This window comes from Guptibacillus hwajinpoensis (assembly GCF_020524165.1).
GTDB lineage: Bacteria > Bacillota > Bacilli > Bacillales > Guptibacillaceae > Guptibacillus > Guptibacillus hwajinpoensis_D.
Genome location: NZ_JAIVKU010000005.1, coordinates 322,960 through 339,087, shown reverse-complemented (window position 1 = coordinate 339,087; position 16,128 = coordinate 322,960). Strand labels below are relative to the sequence as shown.

General features: G+C 40.9%; 17 protein-coding genes. 10 read left to right on the top strand and 7 right to left on the bottom strand.

Annotated elements, in window-relative coordinates; genetic code table 11:
• Positions 1 to 6 precede the first annotated feature (6 nt).
• Together cysI and LC090_RS14740 are read left to right on the top strand one after the other, a co-directional pair.
• Positions 7 to 1,716, top strand: a complete 1,710-nt coding sequence (cysI, locus tag LC090_RS14745) for an assimilatory sulfite reductase (NADPH) hemoprotein subunit (RefSeq protein WP_226658789.1) — start codon at positions 7 to 9, stop codon at positions 1,714 to 1,716.
• A gap of 85 nt (positions 1,717 to 1,801) precedes the next feature.
• Positions 1,802 to 3,016 (top strand): threonine synthase, encoded by a 1,215-nt coding sequence (locus tag LC090_RS14740; RefSeq protein WP_226658788.1) that lies wholly within the window; start codon positions 1,802 to 1,804, stop codon positions 3,014 to 3,016.
• Positions 3,017 to 3,061: 45 nt separating this feature from the next.
• Here LC090_RS14740 and LC090_RS14735 read toward each other — a convergent pair whose 3' ends face one another.
• Positions 3,062 to 3,619, bottom strand: coding sequence for an MEDS domain-containing protein (locus tag LC090_RS14735; RefSeq protein ID WP_226658787.1), 558 nt, complete (start codon positions 3,617 to 3,619; stop codon positions 3,062 to 3,064).
• Between the two features lie 205 nt (positions 3,620 to 3,824).
• Positions 3,825 to 4,304 (bottom strand): site-2 protease family protein, encoded by a 480-nt coding sequence (locus tag LC090_RS14730; protein ID WP_226658786.1) that lies wholly within the window; start codon positions 4,302 to 4,304, stop codon positions 3,825 to 3,827.
• Between the two features lie 236 nt (positions 4,305 to 4,540).
• Here LC090_RS14730 and LC090_RS14725 point away from each other — a divergent pair, with 236 nt between their 5' ends.
• The gene (locus LC090_RS14725) at positions 4,541 to 4,972 is read left to right on the top strand and encodes a DUF1801 domain-containing protein (protein ID WP_226658785.1); all 432 of its coding nucleotides are present in this window, start codon (positions 4,541 to 4,543) and stop codon (positions 4,970 to 4,972) included.
• A gap of 90 nt (positions 4,973 to 5,062) precedes the next feature.
• Here the strand turns inward: LC090_RS14725 and LC090_RS14720 are convergent, their stop codons facing one another.
• Positions 5,063 to 6,307, bottom strand: coding sequence for a hypothetical protein (locus tag LC090_RS14720; protein ID WP_226658784.1), 1,245 nt, complete (start codon positions 6,305 to 6,307; stop codon positions 5,063 to 5,065).
• 557 nt (positions 6,308 to 6,864) lie between these two features.
• On the opposite strand from LC090_RS14720, the gene LC090_RS14715 reads away from it, so the two are divergent.
• Positions 6,865 to 7,098: a group-specific protein gene (locus LC090_RS14715; RefSeq protein ID WP_226658783.1), complete on the top strand. Its 234-nt coding sequence runs from the start codon at positions 6,865 to 6,867 to the stop codon at positions 7,096 to 7,098.
• Between the two features lie 61 nt (positions 7,099 to 7,159).
• Here LC090_RS14715 and LC090_RS14710 read toward each other — a convergent pair whose 3' ends face one another.
• Positions 7,160 to 7,603 carry a DUF2231 domain-containing protein gene (locus LC090_RS14710; protein ID WP_226658782.1) on the bottom strand — a complete coding sequence of 148 codons (444 nt, stop codon included), beginning with the start codon at positions 7,601 to 7,603 and terminating at the stop codon, positions 7,160 to 7,162.
• A gap of 107 nt (positions 7,604 to 7,710) precedes the next feature.
• Here LC090_RS14710 and LC090_RS14705 point away from each other — a divergent pair, with 107 nt between their 5' ends.
• From LC090_RS14705 to LC090_RS14695, 3 genes are all read left to right on the top strand, one after another.
• The gene (locus LC090_RS14705) at positions 7,711 to 8,904 is read left to right on the top strand and encodes an alanyl-tRNA editing protein (RefSeq protein ID WP_226658781.1); all 1,194 of its coding nucleotides are present in this window, start codon (positions 7,711 to 7,713) and stop codon (positions 8,902 to 8,904) included.
• A 171-nt stretch (positions 8,905 to 9,075) separates the two neighbouring features.
• Positions 9,076 to 9,420 (top strand): PadR family transcriptional regulator, encoded by a 345-nt coding sequence (locus LC090_RS14700; RefSeq protein ID WP_226658780.1) that lies wholly within the window; start codon positions 9,076 to 9,078, stop codon positions 9,418 to 9,420.
• Positions 9,404 to 10,150: a DUF1129 family protein gene (locus LC090_RS14695; protein ID WP_226658779.1), complete on the top strand. Its 747-nt coding sequence runs from the start codon at positions 9,404 to 9,406 to the stop codon at positions 10,148 to 10,150. The genes LC090_RS14700 and LC090_RS14695 overlap by 17 nt, the downstream gene beginning before the upstream one ends.
• A gap of 17 nt (positions 10,151 to 10,167) precedes the next feature.
• Here the strand turns inward: LC090_RS14695 and LC090_RS14690 are convergent, their stop codons facing one another.
• A complete protein-coding gene (locus LC090_RS14690; RefSeq protein WP_226658778.1) occupies positions 10,168 to 11,145 on the bottom strand; it encodes a DMT family transporter in 978 nt (325 codons plus the stop codon).
• A 106-nt stretch (positions 11,146 to 11,251) separates the two neighbouring features.
• Between LC090_RS14690 and LC090_RS22200 the strand changes: the two genes are divergently transcribed.
• Positions 11,252 to 11,842: a helix-turn-helix domain-containing protein gene (locus tag LC090_RS22200; RefSeq protein ID WP_226658777.1), complete on the top strand. Its 591-nt coding sequence runs from the start codon at positions 11,252 to 11,254 to the stop codon at positions 11,840 to 11,842.
• Between the two features lie 34 nt (positions 11,843 to 11,876).
• Here LC090_RS22200 and LC090_RS14680 read toward each other — a convergent pair whose 3' ends face one another.
• Complete coding sequence (locus tag LC090_RS14680; protein WP_226658776.1) at positions 11,877 to 13,328, bottom strand: SulP family inorganic anion transporter; 1,452 nt, start codon at positions 13,326 to 13,328, stop codon at positions 11,877 to 11,879.
• A 356-nt stretch (positions 13,329 to 13,684) separates the two neighbouring features.
• Between LC090_RS14680 and LC090_RS14675 the strand changes: the two genes are divergently transcribed.
• Complete coding sequence (locus tag LC090_RS14675; RefSeq protein ID WP_098442909.1) at positions 13,685 to 13,882, top strand: helix-turn-helix domain-containing protein; 198 nt, start codon at positions 13,685 to 13,687, stop codon at positions 13,880 to 13,882.
• A 61-nt stretch (positions 13,883 to 13,943) separates the two neighbouring features.
• Here LC090_RS14675 and LC090_RS14670 read toward each other — a convergent pair whose 3' ends face one another.
• Positions 13,944 to 15,284: a sugar porter family MFS transporter gene (locus tag LC090_RS14670; protein WP_226658775.1), complete on the bottom strand. Its 1,341-nt coding sequence runs from the start codon at positions 15,282 to 15,284 to the stop codon at positions 13,944 to 13,946.
• Positions 15,285 to 15,475: 191 nt separating this feature from the next.
• On the opposite strand from LC090_RS14670, the gene LC090_RS22195 reads away from it, so the two are divergent.
• A complete protein-coding gene (locus LC090_RS22195) occupies positions 15,476 to 16,096 on the top strand; it encodes a TetR/AcrR family transcriptional regulator (RefSeq protein ID WP_226658774.1) in 621 nt (206 codons plus the stop codon).
• Positions 16,097 to 16,128: the final 32 nt, after the last annotated feature.

Below are 16,128 nucleotides of genomic sequence, written 5' to 3'. Positions count from 1 at the left end.
TTGATTATGTCAAAAAAGACGGTAACGCAAGATGGAAAACCGAGTGAAATGGAAAAAATTAAAGACGAAAGCCATTATTTACGTGGTTCACTTGTCGAAAGCTTTGCCGACCCCATTACCGCATCTATCCCAGACGCGGATACAAAGCTATTAAAGTTTCATGGTAGCTACATGCAGGATGATCGCGATATTCGCCAGGAGCGAAAACAGCAAAAGCTTGAGCCGGCGTATCAGTTTATGGTTCGCGTCCGCTTGCCAGGTGGCGTAGCGACGCCAGAACAGTGGCTTGTGATGGATGATCTTGCCAATCAATATGGAAATGGAACGCTAAAGCTAACGACCCGCCAAACGTTCCAGATGCACGGTATTTTAAAATGGAATATGAAAAAAAGCATTCAGGCGATGGATTCTGTTCTTATGGATTCTCTTGCGGCATGCGGTGACGTGAATCGAAATGTGATGTGTAATGCCAATCCGTATCAGTCTGATATTCACGCAGAAGTGCATCGCTGGGCAAAAAGATTAAGTGATGACCTCTTACCAAGAACACGAGCGTATCATGAAATCTGGCTGGATGAAGAAAAGGTGCTCGATCGAAAAGAAGAAGAGATTGAGCCAATGTATGGTCCTCACTATTTGCCAAGAAAGTTTAAGATTGGTGTTGCCGTCCCGCCATCAAATGATGTGGACATCTTCTCGCAGGATCTTGGTTTTATCGCCATTCTTGAAGATGGCAAGCTCCAAGGATTTAATGTTGCTGTAGGCGGTGGCATGGGGATGACGCATGGAGATACAAGTACGTATCCACAGCTGTCGCGAATCATTGGCTTTTGTCCACCTGAACAGATCGTTGACGTTGCGGAAAAAATTATTACGATACAGCGTGACTATGGAAATCGATCAGAACGAAAAAATGCTCGCTTTAAATATACGATTGATCGAAGAGGACTTGATTGGGTTCGGAACGAATTGCATAGTAGACTCGGTTATGAACTAGAAGAGTCCCGCTCCTACCATTTCGATCATAACGGCGACCGTTATGGTTGGGTTAAAGGCGATGGGAAATGGCATTTAACGCTTTTTATCCAGAATGGACGTATTGTCGATACAGAAGATTATCAGATTATGACAGGGTTACGTGAGATTGCAAAGGTTCATCACGGTGATTTTAGACTAACACCCAACCAGAATCTAATCATTGCGAACGTATCAGAAGAAAAGAAGGCGGAGATTGATGAACTTGTCGCATCATATGGTCTGACAGATGGGAAACAAAATTCAGCGCTGCGCCGTAACTCGATGGCCTGCGTGGCGTTCCCAACTTGTGGACTCGCCATGGCTGAAGCAGAGCGGTATCTTCCATCGCTGATTGATAAAATTGAAGAGATTGTGGATGAAGCAGGTCTAAGAGAAGAAGAAATCGTCATACGTATGTCTGGCTGTCCGAATAGCTGCTCACGTCCAACGCTTGGGGAGATTGCCTTTATTGGAAAAGCACCTGGCAAATACAACATGTACATGGGTGCAGGATTTGTGGGGGATCGTTTAAGCAAGCTCTATAAAGAAAATATTGGCGAAGAAGAAATCCTTGCTTCCCTCAAACCGATTCTAGTTAACTATGCAAAAGAAAAAGAGGAAAATGAGCATTTCGGTGATTATGTGATCCGAGCCGGATATGTTGAAGAAGTGCGCTCTGGACTTGATTTTCATAGTTAACGCTTCTAACAAAAGGAAACCCAAAGGTCACAAAAGAGTGGACTTTGGGTTTCACTATTTTTCTAAAAAAAGCGGAGGTGCTTGAATGACGTACAGTATGGTTTCTCATTTAACTTGTCCAAAGTGCAAAGAAACATATGATGCCGATTCGATTCAACAGCTTTGTGTTTGTGGGTCGCCACTACTCGTTGACTATAAGCTTGATGAAGTGAAGAAGCATGTCACAAAGGACATGATCGCAGAACGAGAGCAGTCACTATGGCGGTATCATGAGTTGCTTCCTGTTAAAGGAGTAGTGAATAAAGTAAGCTTTGAAGAAGGTATGACGCCACTATTGTCACTACCGGCTCTCGGTAGGATGATGGGAATTCCGAATTTGTACATAAAAGATGAAGGTATGGTGCCAACTGGTTCATTTAAAGCAAGAGGAGCGGCGGTTGGGGTATCGAAAGCCAAAGAGTTAGGTGTTCAGAACCTGGCCATGCCGACAAATGGCAATGCAGGGGCTGCCTGGTCGCTTTATGCGGCAAAGGCAGGAATTCAGGCTCATATTGTTATGCCGGAAGATGCTCCGGAAATTACACGGAAAGAAGTAAGCATTTCAGGGGCTCAACTTTATCTCGTGAATGGGTTAATTAGTGACGCTGGTAAAATTGTAGCTGATCTTGTGAAGGAGGAAGGGTTTTATGACGCTTCAACGCTAAAAGAACCTTATCGTATTGAAGGAAAGAAGACGATGGGGTATGAAATAGCGGAGCAGTTAAATTGGACGGTACCTGACGTCATTCTTTATCCAACTGGCGGAGGCGTAGGCTTGATTGGGATCTATAAAGCACTTCTTGAACTTCAAATGCTTGGCTGGATCCCAGAGGAGAAGCTTCCGAGATTGGTTGCGGTGCAATCCGAAGGGTGTGCCCCAATTGTGAAAGCGTTTGATGAAGGGAGAACGGAATCGGACTTCTGGGAGAATTCAACGACGCATGCGTTTGGAATCAATGTACCAAAAGCGATTGGTGATTTCCTTGTACTGGATGCGATTTATCAAACAAATGGTTGTGCGATGGCTGTTTCTGAAGAAGAGATTCGCACATTTCAGCGTAAGGTTGCTATGCTAGAAGGGCAGTTTGTTTGTCCAGAGGGAGCAGCTACTTTTGCAGCAGCCAAAAAGCTAAAGGACCGTGACTGGATTAAAGAAGATGACGAGGTCATCTGTTTGAATACGGGGCTAGGAATCAAATATCCAGATGCGTTTGACGTAGAGGTGAAAACGATGGAGCCGTTTGAACGCATTCGTTTATAACATAGGGTGCACCACCCTTAAACGAAAGAAGGGTGGTGCACGTTGTTAGCCTAGATATTGTTTTGAAGAAGTAAATTGATCATCCATTAAGACGTAAGGGTGAGTTTCCATTAAGATATTGATGAGATAATCGGGCATTCTATCCCCATTGTAGGCGCAAATGAGAGGAAATGAGAGGTCGTTTACAGCATCATCAACTATTTTTTCAAAGTCCTCAATTAAGTGAAGTGGCTCTTCCATGGAGGCCCATTCAACGTGTGCCCATGAGCGAAAGGAAAGCTTGTTCTCGACAAAAGGAGCTACCATCTTTTTGAAATATTCGTGGATGGCAGGAGGATGATAGCTTCCGCTCGAAAAGTAGAAGTCGAAGCTGTTGATGTGGTGAACATAGTCCAATTCTTGTTCTGTAAGCTTGTTTTGTAATTCTTTGAGGATCATTGGATACAGGCGGTCATTTTCAATGAGAATAGTGTACTGTTCGTTCGCTACACCTTGTTCAATAAAATTACAAACCTGTTCAATGTAACTTTTTACCCCATGATAAGCGTAAAGCACATGAACACTCTTTTTCTCTACAAACAGCTGGTTCATTTTGCTTTTCAAGTGATCACTCCCCGGACTTCGTTTGTTTTTAGTTTACTACAACTGCTGAGGGATTAACATAAGGTAGGTAGTTTTGCTTCCAATCGACTATATTTGGAAATATTAGTTAGTGAACATGAAGGATCATAAAGAGTCTAAAGGGAAATGACTCCTTCATTCGTTAAAAGCGAGTTTCTATTTATCATCAGAAACTCGCTTTTCTTATTTAATCAATCGGGTCAACGGACTTACCGTAGCGAAGGACATCAAATACGGCCATGCCATCACTTGGTCGCCCGTCATCATTACGAAAGGGCAAGAGAGAGAAGAAAATGAAATAGATAGAGAAGTACGTAAATTGATAGAAAAAGAGCGTGACAGGAATCGTATTAGATGTGATTAAATAATTAATGATAAAAATGACAATCAAGTTAAATAAGCTTCCTCCTAAATAAATCATAACGTGTGCCCATGTTTTGTTGTATGTTAACTCTTCGTACTGACACCACCCTTCCATGAAATACTTTCTCCTCACTTCCAAGGGACCTATATGAAACAGGATGCGACCTGTACCGATACAAAATTTCACTTTTCCTCCAAATAGTCTTGCAATGAGTACGTGTCCGGCTTCATGGACGAGCGTTACGATTGGTAGGATGACAAAGAAATTCACTAAAAACATTGGAATATCATTTAACGTAAACATGATCTTACCTCCAAAAGGTGTTTGGTATTCTTTGAAGTAGGAGGTTCCCGATTGAGAGGATTCCTAACGTTTTTTCAGTAAGTAACATGAAACGGTAATAAACGAAATCATCACGATACATTTATGAATTTTTGTGGTGAAAAGCAAAAAAGAGTTAAATTTTTATGAAATAGAAAGGAAATCTAGGAGGAAACGAGTAAATGTAAATTAAGAGAGATCATAAAAGGAGGATTCTTATGTACGAATTAAAAACGAAAGAAACAGACAACAGCGTCATTGATTATATTGAAAGCGTGGAGCATCCGAAAAAAAAGGAAGATGCTTATCGCTTGTTAGATTTATTTACAGAAACAACGGGATATCAAGCAAAAATGTGGGGACCAAGTATGATTGGGTTCGGCTCGTATCATTATAAATACGCAACAGGACATGAGGGAGATGCGCCACTCGTTGGATTTTCTCCACGAAAGGCGAAGATTAGTTTGTATCTCGCACAGGGTGAACCACAACGAGAAAAAGCACTTGCACGATTGGGGAAGCATAAGACAGGAAAGGCATGCGTTTACGTAAACAAGGTAGATGATATTAATTTGGATGTCTTGAGAGAATTAATCGGGCAGTCGGTTGATTATTTGAAAGAGTTATATCCTGAGCAGCCTTTAAGATAAATGAAACTGTTACTGGTGAAAAGTTCTCGGCAACAATGAAAGCGGACAGACTTTAATAAGCCTGACCGCTTTCATAAAATGAGTTTAGAATCATTGAACGGTCATCGTTTGAAGCTCAACAGCTTTAATTGCTCCTTCTTTCGAATCAGATACAAAGGAGAGTTTATTTTCTCCTGCATAATAAACATGGAGGTATTCTGAATCTAATTCGTTAAACACGACCTCGTCAGGCTCTCCGAATTGACAAACGACTTCAGCATAAGGAACAGCTGGGCCTTCGGAAAGCGCATTGTATCTTAGGTCACTTACTTTTTCATCGGCTGTTAAGTAAGCATAACTGTCATCATAAAAACCAGGTGTTCCTTCATATAGGGCTTCATCATACGTCATGGATGGCTTTAATTTCTTTAATGCTTCTTCTGACATGCCAAGAAAGATTGACGCATCTTTTAAGTGGCCCTGTTCGGCAAACTGTAAAAGTTCAGAATGAAAAGGAGCCTTTTCGCAAGAAGCGGTATCGTTTGTGGCTGTAGGTTTTTCGTCTGAAAGAACATATTCCCCATTAAAACCGACAGCTGCATCATGGTAATTTAGACAAGAATCCTCAATAAACGAAATGGCACCATCCGATAGGACGAACGTTCCTGAACATGCGGGATCTTCTGGATCCTGGAACGTTGCTTCATTTCCTTCTATTGTTGCAGTGCCTGTTAGTTCACCGACCTGATCACCGTTACTAACATCAAAAGCAAATTCAAAGGATTCCATTGTCACGTTTGTAATAGTAAGGTTGCCCTCATCAAAGGTTGGGTCAATATAAAGTGCCTCTTGCCAGTTAGCTTCTTCCCCTGTCGTTTTTTCTTCAGTTGAGGTAGAGGAAACTCCGATTTTTGTGTAAACTCCTGTAAAAGAAACAGGGTTTTCATTTAAGCTCTCACAAGCTTCGCTGGTGTCGATTGCTAAACGATCTTCTTTCCAGCCAAAAGACACTTTGCATTTCGTGTTTTCAGCATGGGTAAAAGTTGCTGTTTCTCCGTTAACCTGAGCGATCCCTGATAATTCACCTACATTTTGACCATCGTACGCCTGTAGCATAAACGTGAAGGAATCCGCTTGTGGATCCGTGATATCAAGCCCCCCAAGTATTTCACCATCTTTTTCCCATTTGTACGTTCCTTCTTCAAAAAGAACTTCTTGAGCAGCCTCTTCTGACGACTTGTCCACTGCTTCTTTTTCGGCTTCTACTTGTTCCGAGGAGTCTGAGGTCGTGAGGAAATTGCAAGCGGAGACGGTAAGTAGCAAGGTAAATAAAAACACCATACGGAGCGTTTTCATACGATTCCTCCCTATTGAAGTAAGGTAATGTCATCATTATACATAAGGTTCTCTGAAAGAAAGGAATATTGGTGTCGAGAAGGAAAAAAATCTCTTGTCTAGTTTAAGCGAATATTCTTGTAAACTAGTTGTCCATTTCCGGGGAAATCATTGGAAGAAGTCGAACCCCTATTTAAAATGGGTTACAGGGGGAAGATTGTGTTGAAAACCGGCTGTATCATCCTATGAAAGAAACGGTTGTGAGTGTAAGTCAGGGATGAAATAAATAATGAACAGTTTAGAGACAAACGGACTTCAAAATCTAGTTTCAATACATAGTGATTGCTATGAAATATGATAAGCTAGTAAGACAATGGTGGAAAAGGAGTTGAGTAACTCTGGATTTTATTTCGAATAATGTCATATGGCTAGGCATTGGATGTCTTGTCATAGCTTTGTTACTTGCGAAGTTTACAAAAAAGAAGTGAGATGTTGAGCAGTTATAGAATGAAGGGACAGACCATTAACTGTCCCTCGTAGTTCATTAGAAACATGAAATGAAGAGGAGTGAACACAACATGGGAAAATGTACAATCGATCACTCGTATGGAGATGTGATGACAAAACTTGAGAATCAGTCACCTTATATGCCGGAAAAAGTTGTGCAAGAAATGCACCGATTTTTACAGCAAACGATTAAGCAAGAAACGCTAAATGAACTGTTTCATCTCCTGAAGAAGTATGATTTGGCCTCGGAGGAAGAACGAGAAAAGCGAAATGCCGACCTTCAAAATTTAGTGCTTTCAAACTAAAGTGGAATCACGAGCTTTTGGTAACGACATCTGTTTGCTTTTTTAAGACTTCTTCTCTTTATTAGTTGATCTCTTCGATGGAGGGATTCGTCTCATGATCATAAACGATTTTTCCACCGTAATGACCAGTTAACGTCAATGTGATGATGCCGCTTAAACAGAGAATCAGAACAATTGGCTTTATCAGTTTAAATGGCATGATTAAGTTAAGAAGTTTCAACGCGGTAATGGTTCCAAAAATAATCAACGTTATAAGGGCGTACGTTTCGTGAGTATGAATAATGGATTCAACCTGCCTCCCCCAATGATCAAAGGCATATCCTTCTGCAGAGTCACCCGTTACGTATGAAATGACGGCAAAGACAAACCCTGTTGAGAGAAGGAATAACGCTATTTTTTCAAAATAGTCCTCTTTCCAGAAAGTTAAATATTGTGCAACCACCCCAATGAACAACAGTGCAATCGGAAAATGAACAAGTATAGGGTGTAAAGGTGATGATAACATGGCTTGAGCTCCTTTCCATCTCTTGTATCACTAGCGATTATAGATAAGAAATCTGAAATTAGTCTGAAAAAATGCACGGTAAAATTTATAGAGAAAGAAGTTTTTTTATGACCACTAAATTATTTTATGAAGATCCATACATAACAAACTTTACTGCTTATAGATGGGAACAATTTACGGATGAAGCCAACCGCTATTACATTGTTCTCGATCAAACGGCTTTTTATCCAACTGGTGGAGGACAGCCATATGATACTGGGACACTTAATGGTGTACAAGTTCTGGAAGTAGAAGAAGTAGAGGGAGAAATTCGTCACTACGTAGATGGGCCACTTCCTAATCAAGATGCCGTACAAGGTCAACTTAACTGGAAAAGGCGTTTGGATCACATGCAGCAGCATGCTGGACAGCACATTCTTTCGGCGGCTTTTGAAGATCAGCTTGGATACAGTACGGTAAGCTTTCATCTTGGTCAGGAAGTTTGCACGATTGATTTAGCGGTCGACAACGTAAGTGGAGAAGATATTCATCGTGCAGAGGCATTTGCCAATGATGTTATCCTACAGAATCTGCCGATTGAAACGAAGTGGGTAAACGAGGAAGAGCTAACGAAGTATACGCTTCGTAAGCAGCTTGCCGTCTCCCAAGATATTCGACTTGTGATCATTCCAGGTGTTGACTATAGCGGCTGTGGAGGCACGCACCCTTCATCGACAGGTCAAGTGAATGCTATTTCTGTTTTAAAAGTTGAAAAGCAGAAAAAGCAAACGCGCGTTTATTTTGTATGTGGTCATCGTGTAACGGATGAACTGCGTTCAAAGCAATCGGTCGTGCTAGGATTAACGAATGTACTTAATGTTCCGGAATCTAAGCTCGTGGAAGCAGCCGAACGAGTGATTCTCCAATCAAAAGAATATGAAAAAGCGATTGAGGATTTAAATGAAAAACTCCTTTCTTTTAAAGCAAAAGATTTACTACATGAGGCGAGTTCAATTCAGGATCTAAAAGTCGTTCAAATGATTTCAAACGAATTTAAAATGAAAGATCTTCAAAAGCTGGCGAGAATGGTTCTAAAAGAAGATCCAGAGGCTGTTGTCTTTTTTGTGAGTGAAAGTGATCATAAGCTTCAAATCGTTTGCGGTAGAGGAGAGGCAGACCTTGATATGAATCTCGCTTTAAAAGGCGTGCTTCCACTGATTAATGGTAAAGGTGGAGGGAAAAAAGACTTTGCGCAGGGTGGAGGAGAACCGATTCGTTCAGCAGAGGAAGTATTGATGGAACTTGTGAAAACGGTACGGTAAAGGCGCTGAGAAATCAGCGTTTTTTATTTTGGTAAAAAAATGAAAATAACCCTTGCCATACAAGAGAGTGTTGTTTATACTGTAACCATACCTTGTTTTACAAGATAGTTTAACCATTTCCATAACTCTTGTATAACAAGTGTTATGGGATTAAAGGAAAAGGTGAAGGACATGCAAACGACGCAAATGTTAAAAGGCATTATCGATGGGTGTATTTTATCCATTATTCAGGAGGGGGAAGTCTACGGATATGAGCTTGCTTCAAAATTAGATGCGTATGGTTTTGAATCGTTTAGTGAAGGAACGATTTACCCCATTCTAATTCGTCTACAGAAAGATAATTTAATTCAATCTACCTTAAAGAAATCCACAGCTGGTCCAAAACGAAAGTATTATTCCTTAACGGAAAGAGGAGAAGAAGAATTAGCCGATTTTCAAAAGCGGTGGAATCATTTGAGTACAACCGTCAATCAAATTTTAAACAAGGGGGGGTCAGTAGATGAGGAAAGAAAATGAGAAATTTATTCAAGAGATGCGCGTTTACCTTATGACGAAAGGTGTGGATGAAGACGAGATTGATAGCTTTCTAATGGAAGCAGAAGACCATCTTAATGAAGGGGAGAAAGAAGGAAAGACGGCAGCTGATATTTTTGGGAAGTCCCCAAAAGCTTATGCAAAAGAGCTTATCGCTTCAATGGGTCAATCGCACCAGGACAACCGAAAATTTATTGCCCGACTAATCGCTGGCGTATTTGGAATCTTTTTAGTGTCCCAGTTCATCGATGGAAATAACGCATTCTCGATAATTGAACTCATTGGTTATCCAATCTCAACGATCATCTGGTTGATCGCATTAATCAGTGCGCTGCGGCTTAGTTCGTTTCACAGCGGAGTGAGACGTTTTTTGATTGTCTATGGAATTACGATGATTCCGATGCTTTTTACAGTAGGTGTAACGGTTCTTCATATGGAGTACGGAACAGACGTATTATTTCTTAGTCAACCAGTTGTTATTACAGTAGGAGGCATCATTATTCTAGGGTTAATTGCGAACTTTACTTCCCTTATAGGAATCTTATCAAGCATGGTGTTAATGGCCATTCTTTTTGGAAGCCAGCTGCTTATTCATCTGTTTCATTTGGAAGGTTTCGGATGGGAGATCGGCGCCTATGCGGTTAGTGTTGTTGGACTCCTTGTGATGATGAGCTTTCAGAAGCAAGTACCGAAAACAGTGATAAAAGGATAAATCAAGTGACTCTATTGTTAAAAGGACTTTTGTTTTGTTACCTCAGCTGTTAATCGATTCATCCTTTTTACACGGAAGCTATGCAAAATAATGCCGGCGATAATGAGCATAATTCCGACCCAGGCAATCGTATTTGGAAGCGGACTTGAAAGAAGCATCCCTTCTCCAGCAATAACAAACAACACTTGTGTCGACTGAGTGGCTTCAACGGAAGCGAGTTTCGCTTGCTGAAGTCTTACACGATCGGTGGCGATAAAAAATAACGTTGTCGCGATTACTCCTGAACTGATGGCAACGATAAAGGTTTGAATCAGCTGGCCGGATGATGGAAGTCCTGCCGTTGGAATCGCAAAAAGACTTAAGATGATCCAAAATGGTAGGCTTGATAGCGTCATGCCGAATACACGCTGAAATGTATCAAGGCGTCCCTCGCAAAGCTCCATCATTTTTCGGTTCCCGAGAGGATAGGCAAACGATGCAATGAGGACGGGAAGAATGCCGATAAAGATTTCATCTAATGAAAGATCGTTTGCTTTTTGCCACTGAATCAGTACAACACCAGCAAGGATAATAGTAGAAATTAGAAGCGCTCTCGTTTGAATGCGATGGCGTTTTTTTATGATTCCCTCACTCGTATGAATGGTTGTGAAAAAGAGTGGGGCAACAAGAATGCCACCGACGATCGTAATTTGCCATGTGCCAGCCACTAGCCAGCCTGCTCCATAAGCTGCTGCGTAGGTTAAAGGGGCATAAAACAATACGAAACCAACAAAACTCCACGTGAACCATTGGAGAGGGTGCTTCCTGATTTCGCGAAGAACTTGTTTTAAATTACCCCTAACGAGTACAATGATAAGAAGAAAAGGAATCATAAATAGAAAGCGAAGGGAAGCGCTCCACATCCAGCTCCCGCCTGCTAATTCCATTGATCGATTTAGTATAAAAGTAATGGCAAAAAACACAGAGGCGAGAATGCCAAGAGCGATCTCTTTCATCCGTAACACGTCCTTTTATTATATTATAGTATACTTTGTATATATTATAATATACTAAATGATTTGGTAAAGAAGTACAAGAAAAATTAGTGGAGAGGATTATTTCGTGAGCAATCAAAAAAGCAACGAGGCAGAAAAACTTGCTCAGCAAGTTGGCGCAACGTTAAGAGGTATAAGAAAAGAGCGAGAGATGAGTTTGCAGGAGCTTGCTGAGGTAACAGACGTTAGTAAACTGACTTTAGGGAAGATTGAAAGAGGAGAAGCGAATCCTTCTTTAACCGTTATATGGAAAATAGCAAATGGCCTTTCCATTCCGATTTCAAGTCTACTTGCAGAAAAAGAAGAAGTGGTCATTTCGAGAAAGAACGAAGGAAATAAAGTATTGAGCTCAAATGAAGATTTGACACTTGAGCCGATGTTTACGAACAGCGGCTATGGTTCTCTTGAAACGCACCGTGCTTTTCTTAAACCAGGTGGTACCTATTATACGGAGGCGCACCAGGATGATGTGATTGAATATGTAACCGTGATGGAAGGGGAGGCGACCGTTCAAGTTATGGAACAGAGGTACGAATTAAATACGTATGATTCCATTAAGTTTAAAGCAGATCAGCGACATGGTTATTTAAATCCACATCAGGAGCCTGCCGTGCTTCATTTCGTCATGATTTATCCGAATGCGAAACAACGACCATAGAAAAAAGCCACAGAAGTGGCTTTTTTTCATGTCTTTATTTATTATAGACAGCTAAACGATCAATGAGCTGTGAACTTTCCTGGTTAACACCAGTTACTTTCACATCGATTTCGTTTTGCCTGAATTTCATAATCACTTTATCGACGGCACCAACACCTGAGTCGTCCCAGACATGAGCATCTGATAAGTCGATTTCAACTGTTTTAATGCCTTCTTCTTTGTAATCAAAGCTATTTACAAAGTCAGTAACTGATGCGAAGAAAAGTTGGCCGTGAATATGATAGATCTTTTTCTCAGTGATTTTGTCAATTTTTTCTTCCACGCGTACTTTAGAGATCTTAGCAGCAAAGAATAGAGCGCTTAGAATGACACCGGCAAGAACACCTTTTGATAAATCATGGGTAGTGACAACGGTAATAACCGTTACAATCATGACAGCTGCGTCAGAACGCGGCATTTTATGAAGGTTTTTAATCGATGCCCAATCAAAAGTCCCGATTGACACCATAATCATAACGCCGACTAGGGCTGCCATTGGTATTTTGGCGAGCAGGTCATTTAACAACAGAATAAGAATCATTAAGAAAACACCAGCGACGAATGTTGATAGCCGTCCGCGTCCGCCTGATTTTACGTTAATAACCGATTGTCCAATCATCGCACAACCAGCCATTCCTCCGAAAAATCCGGCGACAACGTTTGCCATTCCCTGTCCTTTTGCTTCTTTGTTCTTATTGCTGTCTGTATCTGTTAAATCATCCACGATTTGAGCTGTTAAGAACGTTTCAAGTAAACCAACAATAGCTAGAGCCATTGAGTAAGGAAAGATGATCGCGAGCGTTTCAAAGTTCAATGGAATACTTGGTAGTAAAAACATTGGTAGTGCTTGGGTTAATTCTCCCATATCACCTACAGTTCGGACGCCGCTTCCTGTTGTAATCGCAATAATGGTAATCACGACGATTGCGATAAGCGGTGACGGAATCGCTTTGGTAAATCGAGGGACAATATAAATAATGGCAAGTGCGCCTGCTACCATGGCGTACATTGGCCATGATTCACCAGAAAAGTGTGGCAGTTGCGCCGTGAAAATCAGAATGGCTAGTGAATTAACAAAACCAATCATAACAGAGCGCGGAACAAACTTCATAAAGCGAGCTAGTTTAAATACACCTAAGAAGAATTGAATCACACCGGTTAGGATTGTAGCAGCTAGTAGATATTCTAAACCGTGATCTGCGACAAGCGTCACCATAAGTAACGCCATCGCTCCTGTTGCAGCAGAAATCATACCTGGTCTACCACCGACAAAAGAAATCACGACGGCAATACAAAAGCTTGCATAAAGTCCAACCATTGGATCAACGCCAGCGATAATGGAAAATGCAATAGCTTCAGGAATTAAGGCAAGTCCAACTACGATGCCGGCTAGGGTATCGTTTTTAACATTGCCAAACCAATCTTGTTTAATAGAAGATAAGTTCAATGTTGCACCTCTTTCTAAGTCTAGTATTGTGATGACTCCTAACTCTCATAGAAGTCGGGTCCGTTTACAACATGATGAAGTTTAGCACAGAATCTATGAAAATGGAAATAGGTATGTAAGCGAAAATCATCGTTACTTTTCTTTTGAATTCTCTTATATACGGACATTTACGACTATATTTGATTTTGATAATTTACTAGTAGCTTCATAAAATCAAGTGATTACTCCTGTTTTTAATCTAAATGAACCTTATTTGATATAACCTGTTATAATGAGTTATCGTATTAGTGGAGATTTGGTCCATAATCGCAAGAACTTTGTTAGAATAGGGTGATAGATTGATAAGGAGCGATAACATGAGTCAGGATAATGAGCACCATGATATTATGACGATCTCTCAAGTGGCGAAGTATTTTCAAATTAGTGAGATGACCACATATAAATTGGTTCAGGATGGCAAAATCCCGGCTTTCAAAATTGGCAGTCATTGGCGTATCCAAAAGTCGGATCTAACTGAATTAATTAAGAAACTAAAAAATGGAGAGCGGATTTAACAGAGACGGCAAACATACAGAAAGCCCGATGATATGGAAATCATCGGGCTTTCTCTTTTGTTTAAGCAGAGGCTTCTCCTCTAAGCTCATTTTCGATGTCTTCAAGACTTTTTCCTTTTGTCTCTGGTACGAATTTCATAACAAATAAGAAAGCAAATACGCCGATAACAGCAAAGATGACAAATACCCAAGCTGTTCCGAAAGCGCCAAGTAAAACAGGGAAGAATAATGAAACAACCAGGTTGGATGCTGAGAGCAGAAGTGTCGTAAATCCTGTTGCGGCACCACGCGCTTTATTTGGAAAAAGTTCCGGTAGCATGACCCAAACAACTGGCCCCCACGTGGCTGAGAAAAAGACGATAAAGAGACCGAGAAAGACAACTGTTAGCCAGGCAATTGTCGTCGTGAGTTCTGCTGTAAAGAGAATGGTTGCTAGAACGGCTAAGCTTAACGACATTCCGACATTTCCAAGCAGTAGTAACTTTTTTCGTCCAAGTTTATCAATCGTAGCGATTGCAACTAACGTCATTAAGACGTTGACGATCCCGATTCCAAGTGTTCCAAGAATGGAAGCCGAGTCGCCAAGACCAGCTTTCGTAAAAATGGTCGGTGCATAGTAGATGACCGCATTAATGCCGATGAGCTGTTGAAAAATTGCGATTCCACTCCCGACGAGAAGCATGGGACGAATCCATTTCGATTTCAGCACATCCCACGTGCTTTCTTCCACTTCTTCAATCTTTTTCATTTGCTTCATTTCTTCATCAATTTCATTTTCCTTACGGGTTAAAGACATGACCTTTCGTGCTTCTTCTTCACGATTTCGTTTAATGAGCCAACGAGGACTTTCTGGCATAAAGAGAACGCCAATCATTAAGACAAGGGCAGGCACGGAAGCGAGACCAAGCATCCAGCGCCATCCTTCAATAGGAGCGAACGCATAGTTAATGAGATAGGCAAGGACAATCCCAATCGTTATCATTAATTGATTGAGCGAGGCAAGAGCACCTCTTGACCTTGTTGGTGCCATCTCTGATAAGTAAACCGGGACAATGGCAGTGGATCCCCCGACCGCGAGACCTAGGATAACGCGTCCAATAATTAAAATAACTGCATTTGGTGAAAAAGCTAATACAAGCGAGCCGATTAAGTAAATAAGAGCAATTGCAAACACAACCCGTCTTCGTCCAAACCGGTCTGACACATACCCACTCATGCCAGCCCCGACAATCGCTCCACCTAAGAGTGAACTAACGACAACACCTTGTAGAAAATCAGATAATGGGATGTCCTGCTCAATAAACAATAATGCGCCGGATATGACACCGGTATCATATCCGTACAATAACCCTCCAAGAGCTCCGAAGAAAAAAATCCAACCTTTGCTTATGTTTCTTTTCATAGAAGTACCCACCTTTTATATAACTTCATTACTCCAAATATTTTCCACTCTTTCTTCTAGCGCAAACATGAGATGGTGGGAAAGGTATGTTTTAAAAGGAGAGTTTTTTTCTTGACTTATGACACCGTGTCACATATAGTAAGCATGGTGATATGACACGGTGTCATAATATTCTTGGTAGGTGATTTAGAGTGCCAAAAGCAACGTTCTTTAATTTAAAAGAAGAAAAGCGACAAATACTAATTGATGCAGCGAAACAGGAATTTTCAAGAGTTTCTCTTTATGAAGCATCAATATCCAATATCCTAAAAACGGCTGGCATTCCGCGCGGGAGTTTTTATCAGTACTTTGACGATAAAGAGGATGCGTTTTTTTATTTATTAAATGAGCACGCCCAGGAGCGTCACGAGTGTTTAATTTCAAACTTAAAAAAGTTTGATGGAAATTTGTTTAAAGCGATTAGTGAAATTTTTAAATCAACGCTTGAGCATTCGGAGGATAAAGGGCAAAGAGACTTTATACGAAACGTCTTACTTAACATGAATTACAAAATTGAAAACACGTTTTCGCAATATTTATCAGAAGACGTTGCCAATGAGCGCTATGATGACATTTATGATCTTGTTAATGCCGAACAGCTTAACGTAGCAAACAGAAAAGAAATGTTTCATGTGATGCAAATTCTGACCGCCGTTACTTTTCATAACTTGATTCACAGCGTTTCAAACAACTTATCCATTTCAGATGCCATGAAGAAATATGAAACGGAACTTGGACTGCTTCAATCAGGCCTTTTGCGATCGTCTTCATAATGAACATCTAAAGAACAGACAAACAGTGAGAA

Excerpts from the sequence above, each read along its gene's own strand:
- cysI (WP_226658789.1), top strand. The coding sequence starts at position 7 with ATGTCAAAAAAGACGGTAACGCAAGATGGAAAACCGAGTGAAATGGAA.
- LC090_RS14740 (WP_226658788.1), top strand. The coding sequence starts at position 1,802 with ATGACGTACAGTATGGTTTCTCATTTAACTTGTCCAAAGTGCAAAGAA.
- LC090_RS14730 (WP_226658786.1), bottom strand. The coding sequence starts at position 4,304 with ATGTTTACGTTAAATGATATTCCAATGTTTTTAGTGAATTTCTTTGTC.
- LC090_RS14725 (WP_226658785.1), top strand. The coding sequence starts at position 4,541 with ATGTACGAATTAAAAACGAAAGAAACAGACAACAGCGTCATTGATTAT.
- LC090_RS14720 (WP_226658784.1), bottom strand. The coding sequence starts at position 6,307 with ATGAAAACGCTCCGTATGGTGTTTTTATTTACCTTGCTACTTACCGTC.
- LC090_RS14715 (WP_226658783.1), top strand. The coding sequence starts at position 6,865 with ATGGGAAAATGTACAATCGATCACTCGTATGGAGATGTGATGACAAAA.
- LC090_RS14710 (WP_226658782.1), bottom strand. The coding sequence starts at position 7,603 with ATGTTATCATCACCTTTACACCCTATACTTGTTCATTTTCCGATTGCA.
- LC090_RS14705 (WP_226658781.1), top strand. The coding sequence starts at position 7,711 with ATGACCACTAAATTATTTTATGAAGATCCATACATAACAAACTTTACT.
- LC090_RS14700 (WP_226658780.1), top strand. The coding sequence starts at position 9,076 with ATGCAAACGACGCAAATGTTAAAAGGCATTATCGATGGGTGTATTTTA.
- LC090_RS14695 (WP_226658779.1), top strand. The coding sequence starts at position 9,404 with ATGAGGAAAGAAAATGAGAAATTTATTCAAGAGATGCGCGTTTACCTT.
- LC090_RS14690 (WP_226658778.1), bottom strand. The coding sequence starts at position 11,145 with ATGAAAGAGATCGCTCTTGGCATTCTCGCCTCTGTGTTTTTTGCCATT.
- LC090_RS14675 (WP_098442909.1), top strand. The coding sequence starts at position 13,685 with ATGAGTCAGGATAATGAGCACCATGATATTATGACGATCTCTCAAGTG.
- LC090_RS14670 (WP_226658775.1), bottom strand. The coding sequence starts at position 15,284 with ATGAAAAGAAACATAAGCAAAGGTTGGATTTTTTTCTTCGGAGCTCTT.